This is a genomic window from Amycolatopsis iheyensis (assembly GCF_024703995.1).
Classification (GTDB): domain Bacteria; phylum Actinomycetota; class Actinomycetes; order Mycobacteriales; family Pseudonocardiaceae; genus Amycolatopsis; species Amycolatopsis iheyensis.
Genome location: NZ_JAMXQV010000008.1, coordinates 290,185 through 311,670, shown reverse-complemented (window position 1 = coordinate 311,670; position 21,486 = coordinate 290,185). Strand labels below are relative to the sequence as shown.

Sequence of the window (21,486 nt, the reverse complement as noted above, 5' to 3'; positions counted from 1 at the left end):
TTGGAACTCTCCCTGTCCCCGCTGGGGCTCGGCTGCGCGCAGCTGGGCAACCTCTACCACGCGATCAGCGACGAGACGGCCGCCGCGACCGTGCACCGCGCGTGGGACGAGGGCGTCCGCTACTTCGACACCGCGCCGCACTACGGCCTCGGCCTTTCGGAGACCCGCCTCGGCGCCGCGTTGCGTGAGCACCCCCGCGACGAGTACGTGCTGTCGACGAAGGTCGGCCGCGTGCTGGAGCCGAACCCGGGCGGCGCCGGGGACCAGGACGACGAGGGCTTCGCCGTCCCGGCCGCGTACAAGCGCCGGTGGGACTTCAGCCGCGACGGCGTCCTGCGGTCGTTCGAGGACAGCCTGACGCGGCTGGGCCTCGACCGCGTCGACATCGCCTACGTCCACGACCCGGACGACCACTTCGAGGAGGCCCTGCGCGGCGCGTTCCCGGCGTTGCGCGAGCTGCGCGAGCAGGGCGTGATCGGCGCGTTCGGCGCCGGGATGAACCAGGCGCCCATGCTCGCCGAGTTCGTCCGCCGCACCGACCTCGACGTGCTGCTCGTGGCCGGCCGCTACACGCTGCTCGACCAGCCGGCCCTCGACGAGCTGCTGCCGCTCTGCCTCGAGCGCGGTGTCTCGGTCGTCGTCGGTGGCGCGTTCAACGCCGGCATCCTCGCGACCGCCGAACCCGGACATCTCTACGACTACGCCGAAGCGCCGCCCGAGCTGGTCGAGCGGGCCGGCCGGATCGCGGCGATCTGCGCGAAGCACGGCGTCGAGCTGCCGGAGGCGGCGCTGGCGCTGCCGATGGCGCATCCCGCGGTGGCGTCGGTCGTCGTCGGCGCGCATGATCCTTCGCAGGTCAGCGTGAACGCGCGCCGCGTGCGGGCCGCCGTGCCGCCGGCGCTGTGGACCGAGCTGATCGACACGGGGTTGCTGCGGCCCGACGTCGTCATCGCCGAAGGAGTCTCATGATCGACGCCCACCACCACCTGTGGGACCCGTCGCGGCGGGAGTACCCGTGGATGGCGGGTGCGGCGCTCGACCCGATCCGCCGGCCGTACCTGGTGGACGACCTGCGCGCGGTGACCGAGGCGGCCGGCGTCCACGCGACGATCCTGGTTCAGACGGTGTCCTCGGCGGAGGAGACCGCGGAGTTCCTCGCGACGGCGCGGGCCGAGCCCGTGATCGCGGGCGTCGTCGGCTGGGTGGACCTGGCCGCGCCGGACGTCGCGGACCGGCTGGCGGCGCTGGGCGAGCAGGGGCCGCTGGTGGGGATCCGGCACCAGGTGGAGAACGAGCCGGACGACGACTGGCTGCTGCGCCCGGGGATCGTCGCCGGGCTGAGCGCGGTCGCGTCGGCGGGGCTGGCCTACGACCTGCTGGTCCGGCCCGCGCAGCTGCCCGCGGCCACCGAGCTGGCGTTGCGGCTGCCCGAGCTGCGGCTGGTGCTCGACCACGCGGCGAAGCCGCCGATCGCGGCGGGGGAGTGGGAGCCGTGGGCGTCCGCGGTGGCCGCGCTGGCCGCGCGCGAGAACGTCGTGTGCAAGCTGTCCGGGCTGGTCACGGAGGCCGACTGGACCGGCTGGGAGGTCGGGCACCTGCGCCGGTACGTCGACCACGTGCTCGACGTGTTCGGCCCGGCGCGGCTGCTGTTCGGCTCGGACTGGCCGGTGTGCGAGCTGGCGGCGTCCTACGAGGTGGTCGTGGACGCGGCGATCGCGTTGACCGGCTCGCTGTCGGACGCCGAGCGGCTGGGCGTGTTCGAGCACAACGCCCGCACGGCCTACGGCTTGGATGCGGGCGGGGAATCCTCTTCCAGGGGGTAAAAGAGGTTTCCCCGCCCGCCGCTGGGGGTGGCCTAGAACTCTTCGTCGCGGATCATGCCGCGCAGCCGGGTCAGCGCGCGGTGCTGCGTCACCCGCACGTTGCCCGGGGAGATCCCGAGTGCTTCCGCGGTCTCGGTCGCCGAGAAGCCGACCGCGATGCGCAGGGTCAGGATTTCCTGCTGGACCCGCGGCAGCGAGGCGAGCAGGCGGCCGAGCCGGGCGCCGAGGTCGAGGTGCAGGGCGTGGGACTCGGGCTCGTTGCCGGCGACCAGCGGGCGCTCCGGGAGCTCGGGGACGGGCTCGGAGCGGTCGCGGGCGACGGCGCGGTAGGCGTCGGCGACCTTGTTGGCCGCGATCGCGTGGACGAGGTAGAGGAACGAGCCGCCGCGGTCCTGGTAGTCCGGCAGTGCCTTCAGCACGGCCAGGCAGACCTCCTGGGCGACGTCGTCGGCCGAGAGGTAGGAGAGGTCGCGGCCGCCCATGCGGGCGCGGCAGTAGCGGACCACCACGGGCTCGATCATCTGGAGCAGGCTGTGGATCGCGGCCGGGTTGCCCTCGCCCGCGTCCTTCACCAGAGGGTCGAGGTCGTCCTTCGTCAGCCGCCCGCTCGGCCTCGGAGATGACTCCAGGGTGCGATAATCGCGAACGTCGGAACTGGATTCCTCGGTGGTCCTCGGCGGTGCTGTCATGGTCGTCTCCCCGGCCGACCCTCGACCGTCGCTGCCGGGGGCTCCACTCTCCGTGACTTTTCGATTGCAGATCTGCCCGGGCTCCCCCGTGTGACCTGCGCTCGGTGCGACGCTCGGTAATCGTAAGCACCTCCCGGGCCATCAGTCCAGATTTCAACGACCAATACCCCGTTAGCAGCAGTGACCGTGATGTTCCCGCGACCAGCCCGCGCACATTGCGATTAATCGGTTTCAGGATGTGCCGAGTTCACCCGTCAGTGGAGAACGACCACGGAAGCGGCAGTCACGGTCACGGCGAGCGACGCGACGGCGGGCAGTGCTCGTGGCATGACGACGGGCCGGGCGGACCGCAGCGCCCGCTCACGAGCCGCGCCCACGGCCGCTAGCAGCGCGGATGTCCCGGCGGCGAGCAGGACGGGGACCAGGGCGAGCCCCCAGTGCCGCAGGGCGGCGGAGTGCAGGAGCAGCACGGTGCAGGCGGCGGAGGAGAGCGCGGTGCGCCGCCAGGCGAGCCCGGTGCGCTCGGCCTGCGCCCCGGCGGGGCCGGTCACGACTGTGCTCGAGGGGGCATGACGGTACTTCTGACGTCGTGATAATCGCGAAGGAAGAGTATTCGGCCGCGGTCGCCTGGCTGGGGCTGAGTGGGCAGCGTAGTTCGTGGCCGGGGTGAGCGGGGCGGGAAAGCCGCCCCGGATGCCGAATCGCTGACTGCGCTGCGTGGCCGGCCGTGCCGCCACTGTGTCATGGGGGCAGCGAGTGTCACGGTCGGGGTGTTGAGGAGGCGGCGGGTGTCGGGGTGAGGATCGGGCTTGGCGGTGGGGCGGCTCATGGGGCGGCCGGGAGCACGGCGGCCGTTGTGGTGAGGGCTGGGCTTGGCGGCGGTGGTTTTGCGGCTCGCCTCGTGCTCGGCGCCTGGTGTGGGCGTGGGGTGGCGGTCGCTGTGGTGAGGGCCGGGCATGGCGGCGGCGGTCTTCCGGCTCGCCTCGCGCTCGGCGCCTGGTGTGGGCGTGGGGTGGCGGTCGCTGTGGTGAGGGCCGGGCATGGCGGCGGCGGTCTTCCGGCTCGTCTCGCGCGCGGAACCTGGCGTGGGGCGGCGGCCGCTGTGGTGAGGGCCAGGCTCCGCGGCGGCTTCCCGGCCGGCATCGCCCTCTCCGCCCGGCGCCGGCGCGAACCGGCGGCTCATGAAACCGCCAGCAGCACCGCGGCCGCCACGATGAGCACCAGCAGCCCGCCGGTCAGCACCACGATCATCAAGCTCCGCGGCAGCGGCTCCCCGGCCCGCATTGCGATCTGCACCCGGCGCCAGCGCGGGTACGCCGTCGCGGCCAGTACGGCCGCCAGCACCACGCACAGCCCCGCCAGCACCGCGCTGGCCGTGGCCGGCGCCGGTACCAGCTGGTGCACCGCGACCCCGCCCGCCAGCAGCCCCAAGGCCGTCCGCAGCCAGGCCAGGAACGTGCGCTCGTTGGCGAGAGTGAAGCGATAGTCCGGTTCGGTGCCGCCTTCGTGAGGCGTGATGTCATCCGGTGCCACGTCCGCAGACGCTAGCCGGTGTGCGCCGCCGTGGCCCTTTCGGAACGGTGCGCGAAGACCCACCAGCGCAGCACCGCGAACCGCACGAACCCGCCGACCAGGCTGGCCAGCAGCAGTGTGCCGGTCTCCTCCCACGACGTCGGCCGGTCGACGACCGCGTCGAGGATCGCCAGCACCGCCGAGCCGTAGCCGGCGTAGAACGCGAACGTCAGCAGGTCCTGCAGGTGCCGCTTGCCCGCGTTGCTCTCGCGCCCCGCGAACGTGACCCGGCGGTGGAACTCCGTGTTGCCGACCGTGGTGAGCGCGATCGCGACCAGGTTCGCCACCTGGGAGCCGAGCTGGTCGCGCAGCAGGAGGAACAAGACCGCCTGGACGCCGGTCGTCACGACGCCGGCCACGACGTACCACGCCGCGTGGGCGCCGAGTTCGTGGTGCCGGTCCGGGTCGGTGGCGAGCAGCCGGCGGTCCGGCGCGCACCTGAGGGTGGCCATGATCTGAACGTACCCTGCGTTCACAAACTTGTGAATATGTTAAACCAGTTGAAGAAATGTGATCCCGGCGACACCGCCCGGGTTTGAAGCCCCCGACGCCCCGGGTAGCTCACCGGCGATGACTACTGCCTACGCGCCGGGAGAAACCAGTGAGTGACCGTGACGCGGCCGAACCGGAAAGCTTGACCCCCAGCGAGGCGCTGGACGAGGACGAGCTGCGCGTGGACCCGCTCGAAGAGGGCGTCGAACCGCCCGAGCACTGGAGCGCCGCCAGCCGCTACGGCACGACCCCGCGAGAAGTCCGCGAAGGCGAGCCGATGGCTCAGCGCCTCGCCGAAGAAGTGCCGGACACCGAACCGGAGCCGGTCCCGGAGCGCCCGCTGGCGGCGACCCCGGCGGCCGAGCTCGACGAAACCGTCGAAGACGCGCCGCCGGACGTCGAGGAGGTGGCCCCGGCCGATGAGATCCCGCGCCGGCATGCGGACCCGGAACCGCGCGAGCAGGCCGACTTCGCCGGCGGCTCGGTGGCGGACGCCATTCGCGAGGCCCGGCAGGGCTGATCCGCTCAGACTGCACGGCCGAACGGACGCCCCTAGCGTGGGGCACCACAGTGCATCGGACCGCGACGAAGGGAAGGCCGAAGATGCTGACCGTGACCGAAGCCGCCGCCGAGGCGATCACCGCGTTGACCAGCCAGGGGGAGGGGGACGCCGGGCTGCGCCTGGCGGTGCAGAACGCCGACGGCGAAAGCGCTCAGCTGGCGCTGTCGGTCGCCCCCGAACCCGCGGACGGCGACAGCGTGCTGGGCGCCGACGAAGGCCCGAAGGTCTTTCTCGAACCCCAGGCGGCGGCGTTGCTCGACGACAAGGTGCTGGACGTCCAGGAGGACGAGGCCGGCGGAGTGGCCTTCGCCGTCCTGCCGCAGCACACGAGCTGACCGCGGCGGACGGGCCTTTCGCAGCGCCGCGGAAGGTCCGTTCCCCGGGCCCCTCTCGATCAGCCGGCTCGCCAGGCGCGCACCACCTCCGCCGCGCGAGTCCGCAACAGCTCAGCCGCGTGCTCCCGCGCGTAGCCGAGCGAAGGCGCGTGGTCGATCAACGCGCTGCTCCCCACCACGCCCAGCCGCGCCAGCCCGGCGGGGTCGAGCCGGATCCGCCCGGCCAGCGCCAGCAGCGGCACGCCGCGCGGCCGCGCGCGGTCCGCGATGCCGGCCGGCGCCTTGCCGTTCAGGCTCTGCTCGTCCAGTGATCCTTCGCCGGTGATCACCAGATCCGCGCCCACCAGCGCCTCGTCGACCCCGGTCAGCCCGGCGATGAGGTCGAACCCGGACTCGACCGTCGCGCCGAGGGCGATCGCCGCGGCCGCGACCCCGCCGCCGGCTCCCGCGCCGGGCACCCGCGTGACGTCCGGAGCGCCGCCCACCTGCAGTGCGTGCGCCCAGCGGCCCAAGGCGTCGTCGAGCAACGCCACTTCCGACGGCCCCGCGCCCTTCTGCGGCCCGAACACCGCCGCCGCGCCCGAGGGCCCCAGCAACGGGTTCGTGACGTCGGTCGCGACGGCGACGGCGACTCCCTCCAGGCGTTCGCGCACCGGCGTCAGCTCGGTCGAGGCGACGCGCGTGAGCGTGCCGCCGCCCAGGCCGACCGGCGCGCCGAACGCGTCCAGCACGCCGGCGCCGAGCGCCCCCAGCATCCCCGCGCCGCCGTCGGTGCTGGCCGTGCCGCCGACGGTCAGCACGAGCCGGCGAGCGCCGTGCATCAGCGCGTCCATGAGCAGCTCGCCGACACCCCAGGTGTGCGCGGTCAGCGCGGTTTCCGGGCTGGGCTCGACGAACTCGATCCCGCACGCGCGCGCGGATTCGACGTACGCGGTGCCGTCCAGCACCGCGTAGGACGCCTTGACCTGCTCTTCGAGCGGCCCGCGCACGCTCAGCCGGACGATTCGCGCGCCCGCCGCCTCGAGCACGTCGAGGGTGCCTTCGCCGCCGTCGGCGACCGGGCAGGTGACGATCTCCGCGTCGGGCAGCGCATCGCGCACGCCGAGCGCGATGGCCTCCGCGGCCTCGACCGCGGTCAGGCTGCCCTTGAACTTGTCGGGTGCGATGACGACCCTGGTCACGGCTTCACCTCCGTCAGCGGGGCCCGCCCGTCCAGCACTTCGACGACGTTGCGCGCGGCCAGCACGGCCATCGCGGTGCGGGTCTCGACCGTCGCCGACCCGAGGTGCGGGCTCAGCACGACGTCTTCGCGGCCGAGCAGCCGCGGTTCGACCTCGGGCTCCTTCTCGAACACGTCCAGCGCGGCGCCCGCGATCTCCCCGGCTTCGAGGGCGTCCGCGAGCGCGGCTTCGTCGACGACCGGGCCGCGCGTCGTGTTCACCAGGTACGCCCCGGGTTTCATGGCCCGCAACGCGGCCGCGTCGATCAGGTGCCGCGTCTCGGGGGTCAGCGGGCAGTGCAGCGAGACGACGTCCGAACGCGCCAGCAGCTCTTCGAACGACACGTGCCCGGCGCCGCGGTTCGTCCGTCCCGAGTAGACGATCTCCATGCCGAACGCTTCGGCCCGCTTCGCCATCGCCCGGCCGATCTGACCGAGCCCGACGATGCCGAGCGTCTTGCCCTGCAGCCCGGACCCGAGCAGGAAGCCGAGGTGGAACGACCACGGCGTGCGCGAGCGCAGCAGCCGCTCGCCCTCGCCGATCCGCCGCGTGACGGCGAGCAGCAGGCCGAAGGCGAGGTCGGCGGTGGCGTCGGCGAGCACGCCCGGGGTGTTGGTGACGACGATCCCGCGTTCGGCCAGCGCCGGCACGTCGACGTTGTCGTAGCCGACCGCGACGTTCGCGACCACCTTCAGCCCGGGCCCGGCGGCGTCGGCGAGCGCGCCGTCGAGCCGGTCGTGCAGCATCCCGACGACGGCCGAAGCGCCGGAGACGAACTCGCGCAGCTCGTCCGGCGCCAACGGCCGATCGGCGGGCGACACCATCACGTCGCCCGCTTCGGCGAGGAGCTTCACCGCGTCGTCGGGAATCCATCGGGTCACCGCGATCTTGGCCACCCCGACAGACTAGTTCACGGCACCGACAGTTCAGCCCCGCTGAACCGCGTCCAGGACGATCTCCGACTGCGCCGCCGCGCCCGCGCCGTTGGGGTGGAAGGGGAACGCGAGCAGCAGCGGGTTGCTCACCGAGACCGGGATCAGGCCCTCGACGTACCGCACGGTGGGCGCCTGGCACGCGTCGTGCCCGACGGTCGGCGTGTAGGTGTCGACCAGCTCGACGTCGTTCGCCGCGGCGACCCGGGCGAGCATCGCGTTCATGTGGCGGAACTTCTCCTGCAGGTAAGCAATGTCGCCGTCCGCGACCGGGATCACCGGCCAGCACCCCTTGCCACTCGCGGGCAGCCCCGCGAGGTAGTTCACCAGCAGGATCCGCGCGTTCGGTGACCGCTCCTGGATCGCTTGGAGCGACGTGGCGATCTTCGGCTCGGTCGCTGTGATCGCGTTCTCCAGCTGGTCGATCCCGCCCGCGGTGAACTTCGCCTTGCAGGTGCTGATCGGCAGCAGGTTGAGGCACTTCGTCACGGCCGACGCGAGCCCGATGTCGTTGCCGCCGATGCCGACGGTCACCAGGTCCGTCGACGGCGTGAGCCGGTCGAACTGCGGTGCGTTCGTCCCGCCCAGCGGCAGCTTCTGCGGCTGGGTGAAGTCCGTGGTCGTGGCGCCGCCGCAGCTGGCGTCGCGGAAGGTTTCGACGCCGAGCGCGCCGGCCACCTCGTGCGGGTAGTCCGAAGTGGACTGTGCGCAGTCGAGCGGCGTGTGCTCGGTCGTGGGCGGGAAGGTGACGAAGACGTCGGCGGTCCAGGAGTCTCCGAGCGCGACGTACTCGTGGTAGGCCGTGCTCGCCGACGCCGGGGCGGCGAGGGCGAGCATGGCGAGTGCGGGCGCGACGAGCAGAGCGGACAGGCGCTGGCGCATGCTGCCTCCGTTGGCGAGCGTGGTGAAGGACTTTCACATTCGGCTCAAGTCCGGTGAAAAGTCAATCCACCTCACCCGCCCCGGTCACGTCGATCGGCGTGGGTAATCAGACCCTGGTCAGCCGCACCACCGCGCTCGCGTAACCGCTTCCCGGCAGCTCGACGCCCAGGCCGTGGCTCAGCAGCACCGCGCCGTCGTGCACCACTCCGTCCCGGTCCTGGTACCGCCCGGCCGGATCGAGCCCGGCGAGCCGCGGCGGCGTGAAGGGCCGCGCGAACTCCGTCGGACGGCGCCAGAGGATGACCACCACTTCGCGGTCCAGCACGTACTGCACCGCGGTCAGCGCCGACGTCGCCGGATCGGCCAGCCGGTACAGCTCGCCGTGTTGCACCACGGGCCGGATCTCCTTGTACAGCGCGACGAGCGACGCGGCCTCGTCGAGTTCCCGCGTGGACCACCGGGGCAGGTCGCCGCCCAGGCCGAGCACGCCCGCCATCGCCACGTGGAACCGGAAGCTCAGCGGCGCTTCGCGGCCGGTGGTCGGGTTCGGGCTGTCGGTGACCCAGGCCGACATCGTGCCCGCGGGGTAAATCTGCCCGTAGCCGTGCTGGATGGTGATCCGGTCGGCGGCGTCGGTGTTGTCGGACGCCCAGATCTCGTCGGTGCGCGCGAGGATCCCGAGGTCGGTCCGCCCGCCCCCACCCGCGCAGCCCTGGATCCGCAGGTCCGGGTGGTCGGCGCGCAGCCGGTCGAGGATCGCGTGCACCGCGCGGACGTGGTCCACCCACACGCGGCCGGCGTCCTCGCCCGGCCAGCCGGCTTCGGTGAAGGCGCGGTTCATGTCCCACTTGAGGTAGTCGACGCCGTGCTCGCCGACCAGACGGTCGAGCCACTTGTGGGCCCAGTCCGCGACTTCCGGGCGCGCGAAGTTGAGCACGAGCTGGTTCCGCAACGTGGTCCGCGAGCGGTTGGCCATGTGCAGCACCCAGTCCGGGTGCGCGCGGTAGAGGTCGCTGTCCGGGTTGACCATCTCGGGCTCGACCCACAACCCGAACTTCATCCCGTGCGCGTGGACGGCGTCGACGAGCGGCCGAAGCCCGTTCGGGAAGCGCTGCTCGTTGGCGGTCCAGTCGCCGAGCCCGGCGGTGTCCCCGGTGCGCTCGCCGAACCAGCCGTCGTCCATCACGAACAGCTCGGCTCCCAGGCGAGCGGCCGCGTCGGCGAGCGCGGTCTCGGTCCGCTCGTCGACGTCCCAGCCGGTCGCCTCCCAGGAGTTGTAGACGATCGGCCGCAGCTCCCCGGGGTGCGGCTGGACGAACTCGCGGACGTAGGCGTGCCAGCGGCGGCTCGTGCCGCCGAAGCCGTCGGCCGCGTAGAGCCCGGCGAACACCGGCGTCTCCCAGGTTTCGCCCGGCCGCAGCGTCCAGGTGACGTTCTCGTGGCCGAACCCGCCGCTCCACGTGACGCGCCCGGTGTGCGTGCGTTCGACGGTGATCCGCCAGCTCCCGCTCCACGCGAGCGCGGTGCTCCAGACCTCGCCCGCCGTCTCGGTCGCGTCACCCGCGTCGAGCATCACCCACGGGTCGACCTGGTGACTCGACACGCCGCGGCGGCTGGTGAGCGTGGTTTCGCCGACCGGCAAGGTTTCGCGCCGCACGCCGTACTCGGCACTCCACGCGCCGGCGGTCCGGGTCAGCCGGGCGCCGTCGCGCCGGGGGAGCGTCCAGGAGGCGGAATCGGTGCGCAGCAAGGCAACCGGCTCGTCCGCGCGCAGGGACGTCCAGCGCTCGACGACGTCGCCGCGGACGCGGTAGTGCAGCGAAAGTTCCAAGGGGTAGTGCCGGTCGGCGAGCCGGACGACCAGGGAGTCCTCGGTGGCGGTGTGCCCGGTGTAGCGCCACTCGAGCGCCGACGTCCCGTCCTCGTACCGCACGGCCAGCGCCGCGACGCCGAAGAACGCGCCGCCCTCGACGGGGAGTTCCTGCCGTTCGTCGCCCGGCTCGTCGAAGCTGCTGTCGGCCGGGTTGCGGCGCGCGGCGACCTGCGTGGCCTGGGCCAGGGTCAGCGGCGGGCCCCAGTGGACGTGCCGCGGGCGGTCGTCGGCGTCGAGCCGGAAGGCGTAGGTGCTCTCGGGGGTGCGCAGCAGCCACAGCCGGTGCGCGGGGTCGTGTTCGACGAGCGACATGATCCCGAGCGTAGGCATGACCAGCGAAAAAATAAATTCTTGACGAAGTTAATTAATCCTGCCTACCCTTCCGGCCATGCCTCGCAGTGCACCGGCAAGGGCGCCGATCACCAGTCCCGCGGCAGCGACCGTGTTCACCACGGTCCTGACCGAAGGGCCGGTCTCCCGCGTCGACGTCGCCCGGCGCACCGGGCTGTCGTCGGCCGCGGTCACCAAGGCGGCCCGGCCGTTCATCGAAGCCGGCTACCTCGAAGAGCTCGCCTCCGAAGGCCGCACCACACCGGGGGCCGGCCGGCCCGCCAACCCCCTCGCGATCCGCCCGGACCGCGAGTACTTCGTCGGCGTGAAGATCACCGGCGACGACCTCATCGGCGTCGTCACCGACCTGCGTGCCGACGTCCGGGCCAGCGCCCACCACGCGCTGAAGAGCCACGACGTCGACCACGTCGTCCGCGCGCTGGCCGACCTGGTCGGTGAGCTGCTGGCCGGGCCGACCCCGGACGGCACCAGCAACCTCCGCGAGCGCGCCTACTGCCTGGGTGTCGCGGTGTCCGGGGACGTCGACCGCGCGTCCGGCGTCGTCCGGTACTCGCCGTTCCTCGGCTGGCGGGACGTCCCCCTGGCTTCGCTGCTGGAAGACGCCACCGGGCTCACGGCGACGCTGGAGAACGACGTCAAGGCCCTCGCCGTCGCCGAGCAGTGGTTCGGCGAAGGCGTCGGCGCGTCGTCGTTCGCGCTGGTCACGGTGGGAACGGGCATCGGCAGCGCGCTCGTCGTCAACGGCGACCTGGTCCGCGGCGCGCATGGCGTCGCGGGCGAGATCGGGCACGTCCCGGTCGCCGACGACGGCCCGTCCTGCCACTGCGGCGGCCAGGGCTGCGTCGAGGCGATCGCGTCCACCGAAGCGATCTTGACCCGGGCCCGCGCGGTTTCCGGAGAACCCGCGCTGAGCATGGAAGACGCCGTTGTCCGCGCCCGCGGCGGTGACGAGCCGCTGCGCGCGGTGTTCGCGGGAGCCGGGCACGCGATCGGGCTCGGCCTGGCCGCGCTGGTCAACCTGTTCGGCCCCGAGCGGGTCGTCGTCTCGGGTGAAGGCGTCGCCACCTACGACCTGTTCGAGGACCAGATCCGCCGGACCTTCGCGGTCCAGGCGTTCGGCAGCGCCGCCCGCTGCGGCCTGGTGATCCGGCCGCTGCCGTTCGAGGAGTGGGCGCGGGGCGCGGCCGCCGTCGCCATCCAAAGTCTTTTCGTCGCCGAGAGCGTCTAAGGAGTCCCCTGTGAGCCCCATGAACCGTAGAAGCTTCCTGGTCGGGTCCGTCCTCTTCGCCGGGGGAGCAGCTCTCGCGGGCTGCACTTCGGACCCGTTGAACAAGAACGCGGGCGCCGCGGCGGGTGCGAAGGTCACGCTGCAGCAGTGGTACCACGCGTATGGCGAATCCGGGACGCAGCAAGCGGTCCAGCGCTACGCGCAGGAGTTCACCAAGGCCAACCCGGACATCGCGATCAACGTCAGCTGGATCGCCGGCGACTACGAGACCAAGCTCAACTCGGCGATGCTCACCGCGCAGGCGCCCGACCTGTTCGAGCTGGGCGACTTCCGGTACCAGAACGTCAAGAACGGCCTGCTCGCGCCGCTCGACGACATCGTGGACCCGGTCAAGGGCGACTTCATCGCCGCTGCCTTGGACACCGTGACCGTCGACGGCAAGATCTACGGCGTCAAGATGATCGACGACGTCATGATGCTGTACTACCGCAAGAGCGCGTTGCAGGCCGCGGGCGTCCAGCCGCCGCAGACGTTCGCCGAGCTGCTCGAAGCGACCCGGAAGCTCAACACGGGCAAGCAGAAGGGCCTCTACGTCGGCACCGACGGCGTCGGCGAGGCGGCGACGCTCCTGCTCTGGTCGTCCAACGGCGACTTCTTCGACTCGAGCGGCAAGAAGGTCGCGTTCGCCTCGCCCGAGGCGATCGCCGCGATCGGCGGGCTCAAGCAGCTGCACGACACCGGCGGCCTGCTCCAGGGCTACCCGACCGACTGGTCCGACCCGGGCGCGTTCGCCAACGGCGCCACCGCGATGCAGTGGGGCGGCCTGTGGTCGTTGCCGGACATCAAGAAGGCCCTCGGTGACGACTTCGGCGTCGTCGCGTGGCCGAAGTTCGGCGACGCCGGCAAGCAGGTCGCCCGCGTCGGCGGCTGGTACCAGCTGGCCAACGCCAAGAGCCAGAACCTGGACGCCGTCAAGAAGTTCATCGACTGGCTGTGGGTCAAGAACGCCGACCTCCAGAAGGACTGGTGCGTCAAGTACGGCTTCCACATCCCGGCCCGCAAGCCGGTCGCCGCGCAGACCACCGAGTTCTCCAGCGGCCCGGCCAAGGACGCCGTGACGATCTCCCAGCAGAACGGCAAGTCGTACTCGGGGCTGTGGAACAAGGCGTCGGCGACGCTGTTCCTGCAGGCCGCGACGAAGATCGCGAACGGGCAGGCCGACCCGGCCGCCGAGCTGGGCGACGCGGCGAAGAAGGCGCAGGCTGAAGTCGACAAGCAGCTGGCATGACGGCCTTGATGGAGGCTCCGCCGGTTCGGGCGGCGGCTGCGAAGAAGCGTCGCCGGCGTCGCGATTGGCGGGCGATCGGCGCGTTCGTGGTGCTGACCGGGCCGGTGGTGATCGGGCTGGGGCTGTTCAAGTACGTCGCGATCGCGTGGAGCTTCCTGCTCAGCTTCAACGACGCCCGCGGCACGATCACCATCGGGCACTGGATCGGCTTCGACAACTACGCGTTCCTGCTCGGCGACGACGCCTTCCTGACGTCGCTGTCGACGATCGCGGTCTTCACGGTGTTCATCGTGCCGATCACGTTCGTCGCGTCGCTGGGGCTCGCGGTGCTGATCAACAGCATCAAGCGGGGCAAGGCGTTCTTCCGGACGGTGTTCCTCATCCCGGCGGCGGTCTCGTACGTCGTCGCGGCGCTGGTGTGGAAGATGGCGTTGTTCAACGGCCTGCCCTCCGGCGTCGCGAACGTCCTCGGCGGCCTGTTCGGCGCCGACCCGGTGCCGTGGCTGTCGGAGACGAGCCCGCCGGTGTACTGGGTCGCGGTGGTGACGCTGCGGCTGTGGCTGCAGGTCGGGCTGTACATGATCCTGTTCCTGGCCGGGCTGCAGGCGATCTCGCCGACGTTGTACGAAGCCGGCGAGCTGGACGGCACGACCAAGTGGCAGGCCTTCCGCTACATCACCCTGCCGCAGCTGCGGAACACGTCGGTGGCGGTGCTGCTGCTCATCCTGATCGCCGCGTTCCAGGCGTTCGACGAGTTCTACAACCTGTTCGGCACCGGGCTTTCCGGCACGGCGACCGCGCCGGTGAAGCCGCCGCTGGTGTACCTGTACGACTCCGCGCTCGGCGACCAGAACTACGGCGTCGGCTCGGCGGGCGCGTTCCTGCTCACCGTGCTCATCGTCGTGATCACCCTGCTGCAGGGCCGGTTCGTCGGCTTCGGGAAGAAGGACTGATGGCCGTCCTCGCCGCTCCTCGCGTTCGGAAGGCGCCGAAGTACGTCCTGGCCACGGTGCTCTCGCTGATCTTCCTGCTGCCGTTCTACATCATGGTGCGCAACGCGCTGATGACGCGGCAGCAGGTCAGCTCGCCGGACTGGTCGTGGCTGCCGGATCCACTCTCGTGGGTGAACTTCGGCGACCTGTTCGCCGACGCGTCGGTGCCGATGGCGCACTCGCTGTGGAACTCGTTCCTGGTCGCGATCGTCACGGCACCGGTCGGCACGCTCTTCGGCTCGATGGCCGGCTACGCGCTGGCCCGGATCAACGTGCCCGGGCGGCGTGCGGTGTTCACGTACGTGCTGGTCACGCTGATGATCCCGCAGTCGGTGACGTTCGTGCCGACGTTCGTCGTCGTGGGTTCGATGGGCGGGGTCAACACCGAGTGGGGGATCATCGCGCCGAACCTGTTCAGCGCGTTCACCGTGATCCTCTTCCGCAACTTCTACCTGCGGTTCCCCGCCGAGATCGAAGAGGCGGGCCGGCTCGACGGGCTCGGCTACCTCGGCGTCTACCGGCGTCTCGTGCTGCCCAATTCGGGCAGCATGATCGCGTCGCTCGGCGCGTTGATGTTCATCGAAAGCTGGAACGCGTTCCTGTGGCCGCTGGTGATCGGGCAGGACCCGTCGTCGTGGACCGCGCAGATCGCGCTTTCGACGTTCCTGACCGCGCAGTCGGTCAACCTGCCGGCGCTGTTCGCCGGCGCTCTCGTCACCATCGCGCCGCTGGTCGCGATGTTCCTGGTCGCCCAGCGGTTCATCGTCCGCGGGATCGCGGCCAGCGGGCTCAAAGAGTAGGTCCCCACCTCACCGAGGAGTGTCCCGTTGAAGCGCCTCCTTTCCGTTTTCCTCGCCGTGCTCGGGTTGTCGTCGTTGCTGGTGTCGACGGCCGACGCGCGGACGCCGTTCGTCAAGCCGTTCATGGGCTGGAGCAGCTGGAGCCTCGAATCGTCGACCCGCGCGGGTTACGGCACTTCGTGGCTGAACGAGTCGCACGTCCGCGACGCCGCTTCGGCCATGGCTTCGAAGCTCAAGTCCGCCGGCTACACCTACGTCAACATCGACTCGGGCTGGAACGCTTCGCAGTCCTGGGTCTTCCACACCGACGCCAACGGCATCCCCGACCCCGATCCGTCGCGGTTCCCGTCCGGGATCCCTTCTCTCGCTTCGTACGTGCACTCGCTCGGGCTCAAGCTCGGCCTGTACGCCGTGACCGGGCTCGAGAAGGAGGTCTACGACAAGAACGCGCCCATCCTCGGGACGTCGTGCCACGCGCAGGACATCGCCTACCAGCCGCTGACCCCGTCCAACGGCTGGGGCGGCAACTGGAAGGTCGACTTCGCCAACCCGTGCGCGCAGAAGTACTACGACTCGATCGTGGCGCGCTTCGCGTCCTGGGGCGTCGACTTCGTCAAGGTCGACGGGACGACCGCGGACAACGTCGCCGACATCAAGGCGTGGTCCTCGGCCATCGACCACTCGCGCCGGCCGATGTGGCTGACCGCGAGTGCGTGGCCGGTGCCGCGGTCCATCGGCCCGTCGCTGGCGCCGTACGCGAACGGCGTGCGGGTGGACACCGACGTCGAGTGCTACTGCGAAACGGTGTCCACCTGGGACAGCTCGGTCAAGGCGCGGTGGGCGGACCTGCCTTCGTGGCTGGGCGTGTTCGGGCCGCAGTACCGGGCGGACCTGGACTCGATGCCGATCAGCAACAACACGGGGTCGGGCATCCAGGACGGCATCTCCGACGTCGAGCGGCAGAGCGTGATGACGTTCTGGTCGATGGCGTCCTCGCCGCTGTACGTCGGGGGAGACATCTACTTCCTGGACGCCTCCGCGGTGTCGATCCTGACGAACCCCGAGGTCATCGCGGTCGACCGGTCGGGGACGTACCCGACGCGGGTGACCGGTGGCGACCACCAGGTCTGGACGAAGCGCGCGGCGGACGGCCGGACGTACGCGGCCGTGTACAACCTGGGCTCGACCCCCGCGGACATCACGGTGGACTTCCACGGGGCGCGGCCGGTGCGTGACCTCGTCACGCGGACGGACCTCGGCCGGTTCCGCGGCTCGTGGACGGCCACTTCGGTGCCGCCGCACGGCTCCCGGCTGGTCCGGATCGGCTGACCGATCTCCTCGAAGGGGACTTTCTTCGCTGCTCAGGCGAGGAAAGTCCCCTTCGTCGTGCGTGCGTCATCCATTGGGTGGAAGACATCTGGTCGGCGAGCTGGTCGCCATGCTATGTTCGGTTTCAGAACGAGTGTGCGTGATGCGAACAGTTTGGAGCAACCGATGGCGGAGCTGCTGTCGCTGGAAGAGGCCGTGGCCCGGCTGGTGCGTGATGGGGACACCGTCGCGCTCGAGGGCTTCACGCACCTCATCCCGGTCGCGGCCGGGCAGGAGATCATCCGGCAGCGCAAACGGGATCTCACCCTGGTCCGGATGACCCCGGACATCGTGTACGACCAGCTGATCGGCGCGGGCTGCGCCCGCAAGCTGATCTTCTCGTGGGGCGGCAACCCCGGAGTCGGCTCACTGCACCGCTTCCGCGACGCGGTCCAGCACGACTGGCCGGTGCCGCTGGAAATCGAGGAGCACAGCCACGCGGGCATGGCGAACCGCTACGTGGCGGGCGCGTCCGGCCTGCCGTTCGCGGTGCTGCGCGGCTACACGGGCACGGACCTGCCGGCCCAGACGGACACGATCAAGCCGATCACGTGCCCGTTCACCGGCGAGCGGCTCACCGCGGTCCCGGCGCTGAACCCGGACGTCACGATCGTCCACGCGCAGCGCGCGGACCGCGGCGGGAACGTGCAGATGTGGGGCATCACGGGTGTCCAGAAGGAAGCGGTCCTGGCGGCGAAGCGCTCGATCGTGACGGTCGAGGAGATCGTCGACGAGCTGGAGCCCCGCCCGGGTGCGGTGGTCCTCCCGTCCTGGGCGGTCACGGCGGTGGCCGAGGTCCCGGGCGGCGCGAAGCCGTCGTACGCGGCGGGGTACTACGAGCGCGACAACTCGGCGTACCAGGCGTGGGACGAGGTGGGCCGCGACCGCGAGGAGTTCACGAAGTGGCTCAACGAGCTGACCGGGGTGACGGCATGAGCACCGACTACACCGCCGACGAGATGATGAGCATCGCGGCGGCCCGCGCCCTCGGCGACGGCATGTCCTGCTTCGTCGGCATCGGCCTCCCGAGCAAGGCGGCCAACCTCGCCCGCCGCACGCACGCCCCGAACCTCACGCTGATCTACGAATCCGGCTGCCTCGGCGCGAAGCCGTCCCGCCTCCCGCTCTCGATCGGCGACGGCGAGCTGGCCGACACGGCCGACGCGGTGGTCAGCGTCCCCGAGGTGTTCAACTACTGGCTCCAGCCGGGCCGCATCGACGTCGGCTTCCTCGGCGCCGCCCAGCTGGACAAGTTCGGCAACATCAACACGACGGTGATCGGCTCGGACTACCACGACCCGAAGGTCCGCCTCCCGGGCGCGGGCGGCGCCCCCGAGATCGCGGCCTCCTGCGGCGAGGTGTTCATCGTCCTGCGCCAGAGCCCTCGCGCCTTCGTGGAGAAGGTCGACTTCGTGACATCGTTCGGCCACGGCGCCGGCAAGGGCGACCGCGAAAAGCTGGGCCTCCCGGGCCGCGGCCCGACCCTGGTGGTCACCGACCTGGGCCTGATGCGCCCCGACCCGGAGACGGCCGAGCTCACGCTCACCGAGCTCCACCCAGGAGTGGACCTCGACCAGGCAGTCAAGGCGACGGGCTGGAAGCTGAAGGTGGCGGCCGACCTGAAGACCACCCCGGTCCCGACGGCCGAGGAGCTGACGATCCTGCGCGAACTGGAAAAGGCAAGCGCATGACCGCCCTCACCGCCGGCCGCGCTGTCCTCGCTACGCCCGGCCCCACCACCGTCGCCGTGGCAGGCTCGGTCCACCCGGCCACCCCGGCCCCTCGGAAGGCGAGCGAATGACCGACGTCCACATCCTCGACGCCATCCGCACCCCGTTCGGCCGCTACGGCGGCGCCCTGGCCGGCGTCCGCCCGGACGACCTGGCCGCCGGGGTCCTCAAAGCACTCCAAGCGCGCAACCACCTCGACCCGTCCACAGTGGACGAAGTCACCCTCGGCGACGCGAACGGCGCGGGCGAAGACAACCGCAACGTCGCCCGCATGGCCGCCCTGCTCGCCGGCTGGCCGACGAGCGTCCCCGGGAACACCGTCAACCGGCTCTGCGGCTCCGGCCTCGACGCCGTGATGCAGGCCAGCCGCGCCATCCAGGTCGGTGACGCCTCGCTGGTCGTCGCCGGTGGGGTCGAGTCGATGACCCGGTCGCCGCTCGTCATGCCGAAACCGGAGAAGGCCTTCCCGGCCGGCAACCAGACCCTCTACAACACCGCGCTCGGCTGGCGGATGGTCAACCCGGAGATGCCGTCGCAGTGGACTATCTCGCTCGGCGAGTCCACCGAAAAGCTCGCCGAGCGCTACGGCATCGGCCGCGACGAGCAGGACGCCTTCGCCGCCCTCAGTCACGTCAACGCCGCCAAGGCATGGGACGAAGGCTTCTACGACGACCTGGTCGTCCCCGTCGAGGGCGTCGACCTCGCCCGCGACGAGGGCATCCGCCCGGACTCCAGCCCCGAGAAGCTCGCCAAGCTGAAGCCCGTCTTCCGCAAGGAAAACGGCACCGTCACGGCCGGCAACGCCTCCCCGTTGAACGACGGCGCCTCGGCGCTGCTGCTCGGCGACCAGGCGGCCGCGAGCCGGCTCAACGCGACCCCGCTGGCCCGGATCGCCGGCCGGGGCGCGGCGGGCGTCGACCCGGACGTCTTCGGCATCGGCCCGGTCCGTGCGGCGGAGATCGCCCTCGAACGGGCCGGCATCGGCTGGGACGACCTGGTGGCCGTGGAGCTCAACGAGGCCTTCGCCGCCCAGTCGCTCGCCTGCCTGCGCGACTGGCAGAAGCTCGACCCGGCGATCGTCAACACCCACGGCGGCGCGATCGCCATCGGGCACCCGCTCGGCGCGTCCGGCGGCCGGATCCTCGGCACCCTGGCGCACGACCTGCACCGCCGCGGCGGTGGCTGGGGCCTCGCCGCCATCTGCATCGGCGTCGGCCAGGGCCTGGCCGTCGTCCTCGAAGGCTGCTGAAAGAAAGGAGGCGTCGTGGCCACCCCCACCGAACTCAGGCTGCCCCGCTACGGCGAGGAACCCGACGGCACGCACCCGCCGCTGGACTTCACCGGCTACCGCTCGACGGCGTTGCGGCACCCAAAGCAGCCGCTGACGCTGCTCCCGCAGATGCTGACCGAGGTCACCGGCCCGCTGCTGGGCCCCGGCCGCCTCGGCGAGCTCGACAACGACCTCACCCGGCAGCACGAGGGCGAACCGCAGGGCCAGCGGATCATCGTCACCGGGCGGCTGCTCGACGGCGAGGGCCGCCCGGTGCGTGACTCCCTCGTCGAGATCTGGCAGGCGAACGCGGGTGGCCGCTACCGCCACACCGGCGACCGCTGGCCGTCGCCGCTCGACCCGAACTTCGACGGCGTCGGGCGCGCGCTGACCGACAGCGAAGGCCGCTACACCTTCACCACCATCAAGCCCGGCGCGTACCCGTGGAAGAACCACGACAACGCCTGGCGCCCGGCGCACATCCACTTCTCGGTGTTCGGCTCGGCCTTCACCCAGCGGCTGGTCACCCAGATGTACTTCCCGGACGACCCGCTGTTCTCCCAGGACCCGATCTTCAACTCGATCCCGGACGAGAAGGCCCGGCAGCGGATGGTGTCGCGCTACGACCACGGGATCACCCGGTCCGAGTGGGCGCTCGGCTTCCAGTTCGACATCGTGCTGCGCGGGCGCGACGCGTCGGTCTTCGAAGAGGAAGAGGACGAGGACGAATGACCAGGCTGCTGCCCACCCCTTCGCAGACCGTCGGCCCGTACCTGTCGATCGGGCTGCCCTGGCCCGACGGCCCGCACGTCGTGCCCGAGGGCACGCCCGGCGCGTTCTGGATCCGCGGCACGGTCCGCGACGGCAACGGCGACCCGGTCCCGGACGCGATGATCGAGACGTGGCAGGCGGACCCGGAAGGCGGGTTCTGCCACCCGGACGATCCGCGCGGCGCGACGTCCGGCGAGTTCCGCGGCTTCGGCCGCTGCCCGACGACTCCCGAAGGCACGTACGGGATCCTCACGCTGCTGCCGGGTGTGCTGCCCGGGGAGGGCGGCACCACGCAGGCCCGGCACATCGACGTGTCGGTGTTCGCGCGCGGGCTGCTCAACCGGTGCGTCACCCGGATCTACTTCGGGGACCAGGACAACTCCGGAGACCCGGTGCTGGCGACGGTGCCGGAAGAGCGGCGCGAAACCCTGGTGGCGGCGAAGACGGACGACGGCTACCGCTTCGACGTGCGCCTCCAGGGCGAGGGCGAGACGGTGTTCTTCGCCGTATGAACGGAGGTGGGAACGTGAGTGCCGTGCGGGTGCACCGGGTCGTGGAAGGCCCGGAAGACGGGCCGGTGGTGGTGCTGGGCGGGTCGCTGGGCAGCGACGTCCGGATGTGGGAGCCGCAGGTCGTGCCGCTGCTCGAACGCGGTTTCCGGGTGGTCCGCTACGACACCCGCGGGCACGGCGCGTCGCCGGTGCCGCCCGGTCCGTACGAAATCGGCGACCTGGGCGGAGATGTCTTGGCGCTGCTCGACGAGCTCGAGGTCGCGCGGGCGCACCTGGTCGGCCTGTCGCTCGGGGCGATGACGGGCATGTGGCTCGGCGCCCACGCGCCGGACCGGGTCGCGAGCCTGGTGCTCTGCTGCACGTCGGCGAAGCTCGGGCCGCCCGAGATGTGGGCCGACCGGGCCCGCACGGTGCGCGCCGAGGGCACCGCCGCGGTCGCCGAAGCCGGGGCCGCCCGCTGGCTCACCCGCGGGTACGTCGAGCGGCACCCGGACCGGGCCGCGTTCCTGCGGTCGATGATCGCCGGGGTCCCGGCCGAGGGCTACGCGGCCTGCTGCGGTGCGATCGAGCGGATGGACCAGCTCGACGCGCTGCCGAAGATCACCGCCCCCACGCTGGTCATCGCGGGCGCCGAAGACCCGGCGACCCCGCCGGAGGGGCACGCCGACCTGATCGCGGCGGGCGTCCCCGGCGCGCGGATGGAGGTCGTGGCGGACGCCGCGCACCTGGGCAGCTACGAGCAGCCCGAGGAGTTCACGCGGCTGATCCTCGGGCATCTGGAGGCGCTGTGACACCA

Annotated in this window: 23 protein-coding genes; 15 read left to right on the top strand and 8 right to left on the bottom strand. The window is 71.5% G+C overall.

Going from position 1 to position 21,486, the window contains the following annotated elements; genetic code table 11:
- Together M8542_RS18180 and M8542_RS18175 are read left to right on the top strand one after the other, a co-directional pair.
- Entirely contained in the window at positions 1 to 969 is a 969-nt protein-coding gene (locus tag M8542_RS18180; protein ID WP_257921362.1) for an aldo/keto reductase, read from the top strand.
- Positions 966 to 1,823 carry an amidohydrolase family protein gene (locus tag M8542_RS18175; RefSeq protein WP_257921361.1) on the top strand — a complete coding sequence of 286 codons (858 nt, stop codon included), beginning with the start codon at positions 966 to 968 and terminating at the stop codon, positions 1,821 to 1,823. The genes M8542_RS18180 and M8542_RS18175 overlap by 4 nt, the downstream gene beginning before the upstream one ends.
- 32 nt (positions 1,824 to 1,855) lie before the next feature.
- On the opposite strand, the gene shbA is transcribed toward M8542_RS18175, so the two are convergent.
- The 4 genes from shbA to M8542_RS18155 all read right to left on the bottom strand — a co-directional run bounded on the left by shbA (position 1,856) and on the right by M8542_RS18155 (position 4,536).
- On the bottom strand, positions 1,856 to 2,512 hold the full coding sequence (gene shbA / locus M8542_RS18170; protein ID WP_257921360.1) for an RNA polymerase sigma factor ShbA: 657 nt from the start codon (positions 2,510 to 2,512) through the stop codon (positions 1,856 to 1,858).
- Positions 2,513 to 2,766: 254 nt separating this feature from the next.
- Positions 2,767 to 3,063 carry a DUF202 domain-containing protein gene (locus tag M8542_RS18165; RefSeq protein ID WP_257921359.1) on the bottom strand — a complete coding sequence of 99 codons (297 nt, stop codon included), beginning with the start codon at positions 3,061 to 3,063 and terminating at the stop codon, positions 2,767 to 2,769.
- A 628-nt stretch (positions 3,064 to 3,691) separates the two neighbouring features.
- Entirely contained in the window at positions 3,692 to 4,045 is a 354-nt protein-coding gene (locus M8542_RS18160; RefSeq protein ID WP_257921358.1) for a YidH family protein, read from the bottom strand.
- A gap of 11 nt (positions 4,046 to 4,056) precedes the next feature.
- On the bottom strand, positions 4,057 to 4,536 hold the full coding sequence (locus tag M8542_RS18155) for a GtrA family protein (RefSeq protein WP_257921357.1): 480 nt from the start codon (positions 4,534 to 4,536) through the stop codon (positions 4,057 to 4,059).
- A 149-nt stretch (positions 4,537 to 4,685) separates the two neighbouring features.
- On the opposite strand from M8542_RS18155, the gene M8542_RS18150 reads away from it, so the two are divergent.
- Both M8542_RS18150 and M8542_RS18145 read left to right on the top strand, forming a co-directional pair.
- Positions 4,686 to 5,096, top strand: coding sequence for a hypothetical protein (locus M8542_RS18150; protein WP_257921356.1), 411 nt, complete (start codon positions 4,686 to 4,688; stop codon positions 5,094 to 5,096).
- A gap of 83 nt (positions 5,097 to 5,179) precedes the next feature.
- Entirely contained in the window at positions 5,180 to 5,473 is a 294-nt protein-coding gene (locus M8542_RS18145) for an iron-sulfur cluster biosynthesis family protein (RefSeq protein WP_257921355.1), read from the top strand.
- Positions 5,474 to 5,532: 59 nt separating this feature from the next.
- On the opposite strand, the gene M8542_RS18140 is transcribed toward M8542_RS18145, so the two are convergent.
- From M8542_RS18140 to M8542_RS18125, 4 genes are all read right to left on the bottom strand, one after another.
- On the bottom strand, positions 5,533 to 6,654 hold the full coding sequence (locus tag M8542_RS18140; protein WP_257921354.1) for a glycerate kinase: 1,122 nt from the start codon (positions 6,652 to 6,654) through the stop codon (positions 5,533 to 5,535).
- On the bottom strand, positions 6,651 to 7,589 hold the full coding sequence (locus M8542_RS18135) for a 2-hydroxyacid dehydrogenase (protein WP_257921353.1): 939 nt from the start codon (positions 7,587 to 7,589) through the stop codon (positions 6,651 to 6,653). The genes M8542_RS18140 and M8542_RS18135 overlap by 4 nt, the downstream gene beginning before the upstream one ends.
- Positions 7,590 to 7,619: 30 nt before the next feature.
- On the bottom strand, positions 7,620 to 8,507 hold the full coding sequence (locus tag M8542_RS18130; protein ID WP_257921352.1) for an SGNH/GDSL hydrolase family protein: 888 nt from the start codon (positions 8,505 to 8,507) through the stop codon (positions 7,620 to 7,622).
- Between the two features lie 106 nt (positions 8,508 to 8,613).
- A complete protein-coding gene (locus M8542_RS18125) occupies positions 8,614 to 10,692 on the bottom strand; it encodes an alpha-galactosidase (protein WP_257921351.1) in 2,079 nt (692 codons plus the stop codon).
- Between the two features lie 76 nt (positions 10,693 to 10,768).
- Between M8542_RS18125 and M8542_RS18120 the strand changes: the two genes are divergently transcribed.
- The 11 genes from M8542_RS18120 to pcaD all read left to right on the top strand — a co-directional run bounded on the left by M8542_RS18120 (position 10,769) and on the right by pcaD (position 21,481).
- Positions 10,769 to 11,959, top strand: coding sequence for an ROK family protein (locus M8542_RS18120; protein WP_257921350.1), 1,191 nt, complete (start codon positions 10,769 to 10,771; stop codon positions 11,957 to 11,959).
- Between the two features lie 19 nt (positions 11,960 to 11,978).
- On the top strand, positions 11,979 to 13,247 hold the full coding sequence (locus tag M8542_RS18115) for an ABC transporter substrate-binding protein (protein WP_257921349.1): 1,269 nt from the start codon (positions 11,979 to 11,981) through the stop codon (positions 13,245 to 13,247).
- A complete protein-coding gene (locus M8542_RS18110) occupies positions 13,244 to 14,200 on the top strand; it encodes a carbohydrate ABC transporter permease (RefSeq protein ID WP_257921348.1) in 957 nt (318 codons plus the stop codon). Before M8542_RS18115 ends, M8542_RS18110 begins: the two co-directional genes overlap by 4 nt.
- Positions 14,200 to 15,039: a carbohydrate ABC transporter permease gene (locus M8542_RS18105; RefSeq protein ID WP_257921347.1), complete on the top strand. Its 840-nt coding sequence runs from the start codon at positions 14,200 to 14,202 to the stop codon at positions 15,037 to 15,039. The genes M8542_RS18110 and M8542_RS18105 overlap by 1 nt, the downstream gene beginning before the upstream one ends.
- Positions 15,040 to 15,066: 27 nt before the next feature.
- Positions 15,067 to 16,368: a glycoside hydrolase family 27 protein gene (locus M8542_RS18100; RefSeq protein WP_257921346.1), complete on the top strand. Its 1,302-nt coding sequence runs from the start codon at positions 15,067 to 15,069 to the stop codon at positions 16,366 to 16,368.
- A gap of 165 nt (positions 16,369 to 16,533) precedes the next feature.
- On the top strand, positions 16,534 to 17,343 hold the full coding sequence (locus M8542_RS18095; protein WP_257921345.1) for a CoA transferase subunit A: 810 nt from the start codon (positions 16,534 to 16,536) through the stop codon (positions 17,341 to 17,343).
- A complete protein-coding gene (locus M8542_RS18090) occupies positions 17,340 to 18,098 on the top strand; it encodes a CoA-transferase subunit beta (RefSeq protein ID WP_257921344.1) in 759 nt (252 codons plus the stop codon). The genes M8542_RS18095 and M8542_RS18090 overlap by 4 nt, the downstream gene beginning before the upstream one ends.
- A gap of 106 nt (positions 18,099 to 18,204) precedes the next feature.
- Positions 18,205 to 19,386: a thiolase family protein gene (locus M8542_RS18085; RefSeq protein WP_257921343.1), complete on the top strand. Its 1,182-nt coding sequence runs from the start codon at positions 18,205 to 18,207 to the stop codon at positions 19,384 to 19,386.
- A 15-nt stretch (positions 19,387 to 19,401) separates the two neighbouring features.
- Positions 19,402 to 20,139, top strand: coding sequence for a protocatechuate 3,4-dioxygenase subunit beta (pcaH, locus tag M8542_RS18080; protein ID WP_257921342.1), 738 nt, complete (start codon positions 19,402 to 19,404; stop codon positions 20,137 to 20,139).
- Positions 20,136 to 20,690: a protocatechuate 3,4-dioxygenase subunit alpha gene (gene pcaG, locus M8542_RS18075; RefSeq protein WP_257921341.1), complete on the top strand. Its 555-nt coding sequence runs from the start codon at positions 20,136 to 20,138 to the stop codon at positions 20,688 to 20,690. Before pcaH ends, pcaG begins: the two co-directional genes overlap by 4 nt.
- A 14-nt stretch (positions 20,691 to 20,704) precedes the next feature.
- Positions 20,705 to 21,481 (top strand): 3-oxoadipate enol-lactonase, encoded by a 777-nt coding sequence (pcaD, locus tag M8542_RS18070; protein WP_257921340.1) that lies wholly within the window; start codon positions 20,705 to 20,707, stop codon positions 21,479 to 21,481.
- Positions 21,482 to 21,486 lie beyond the last annotated feature (5 nt).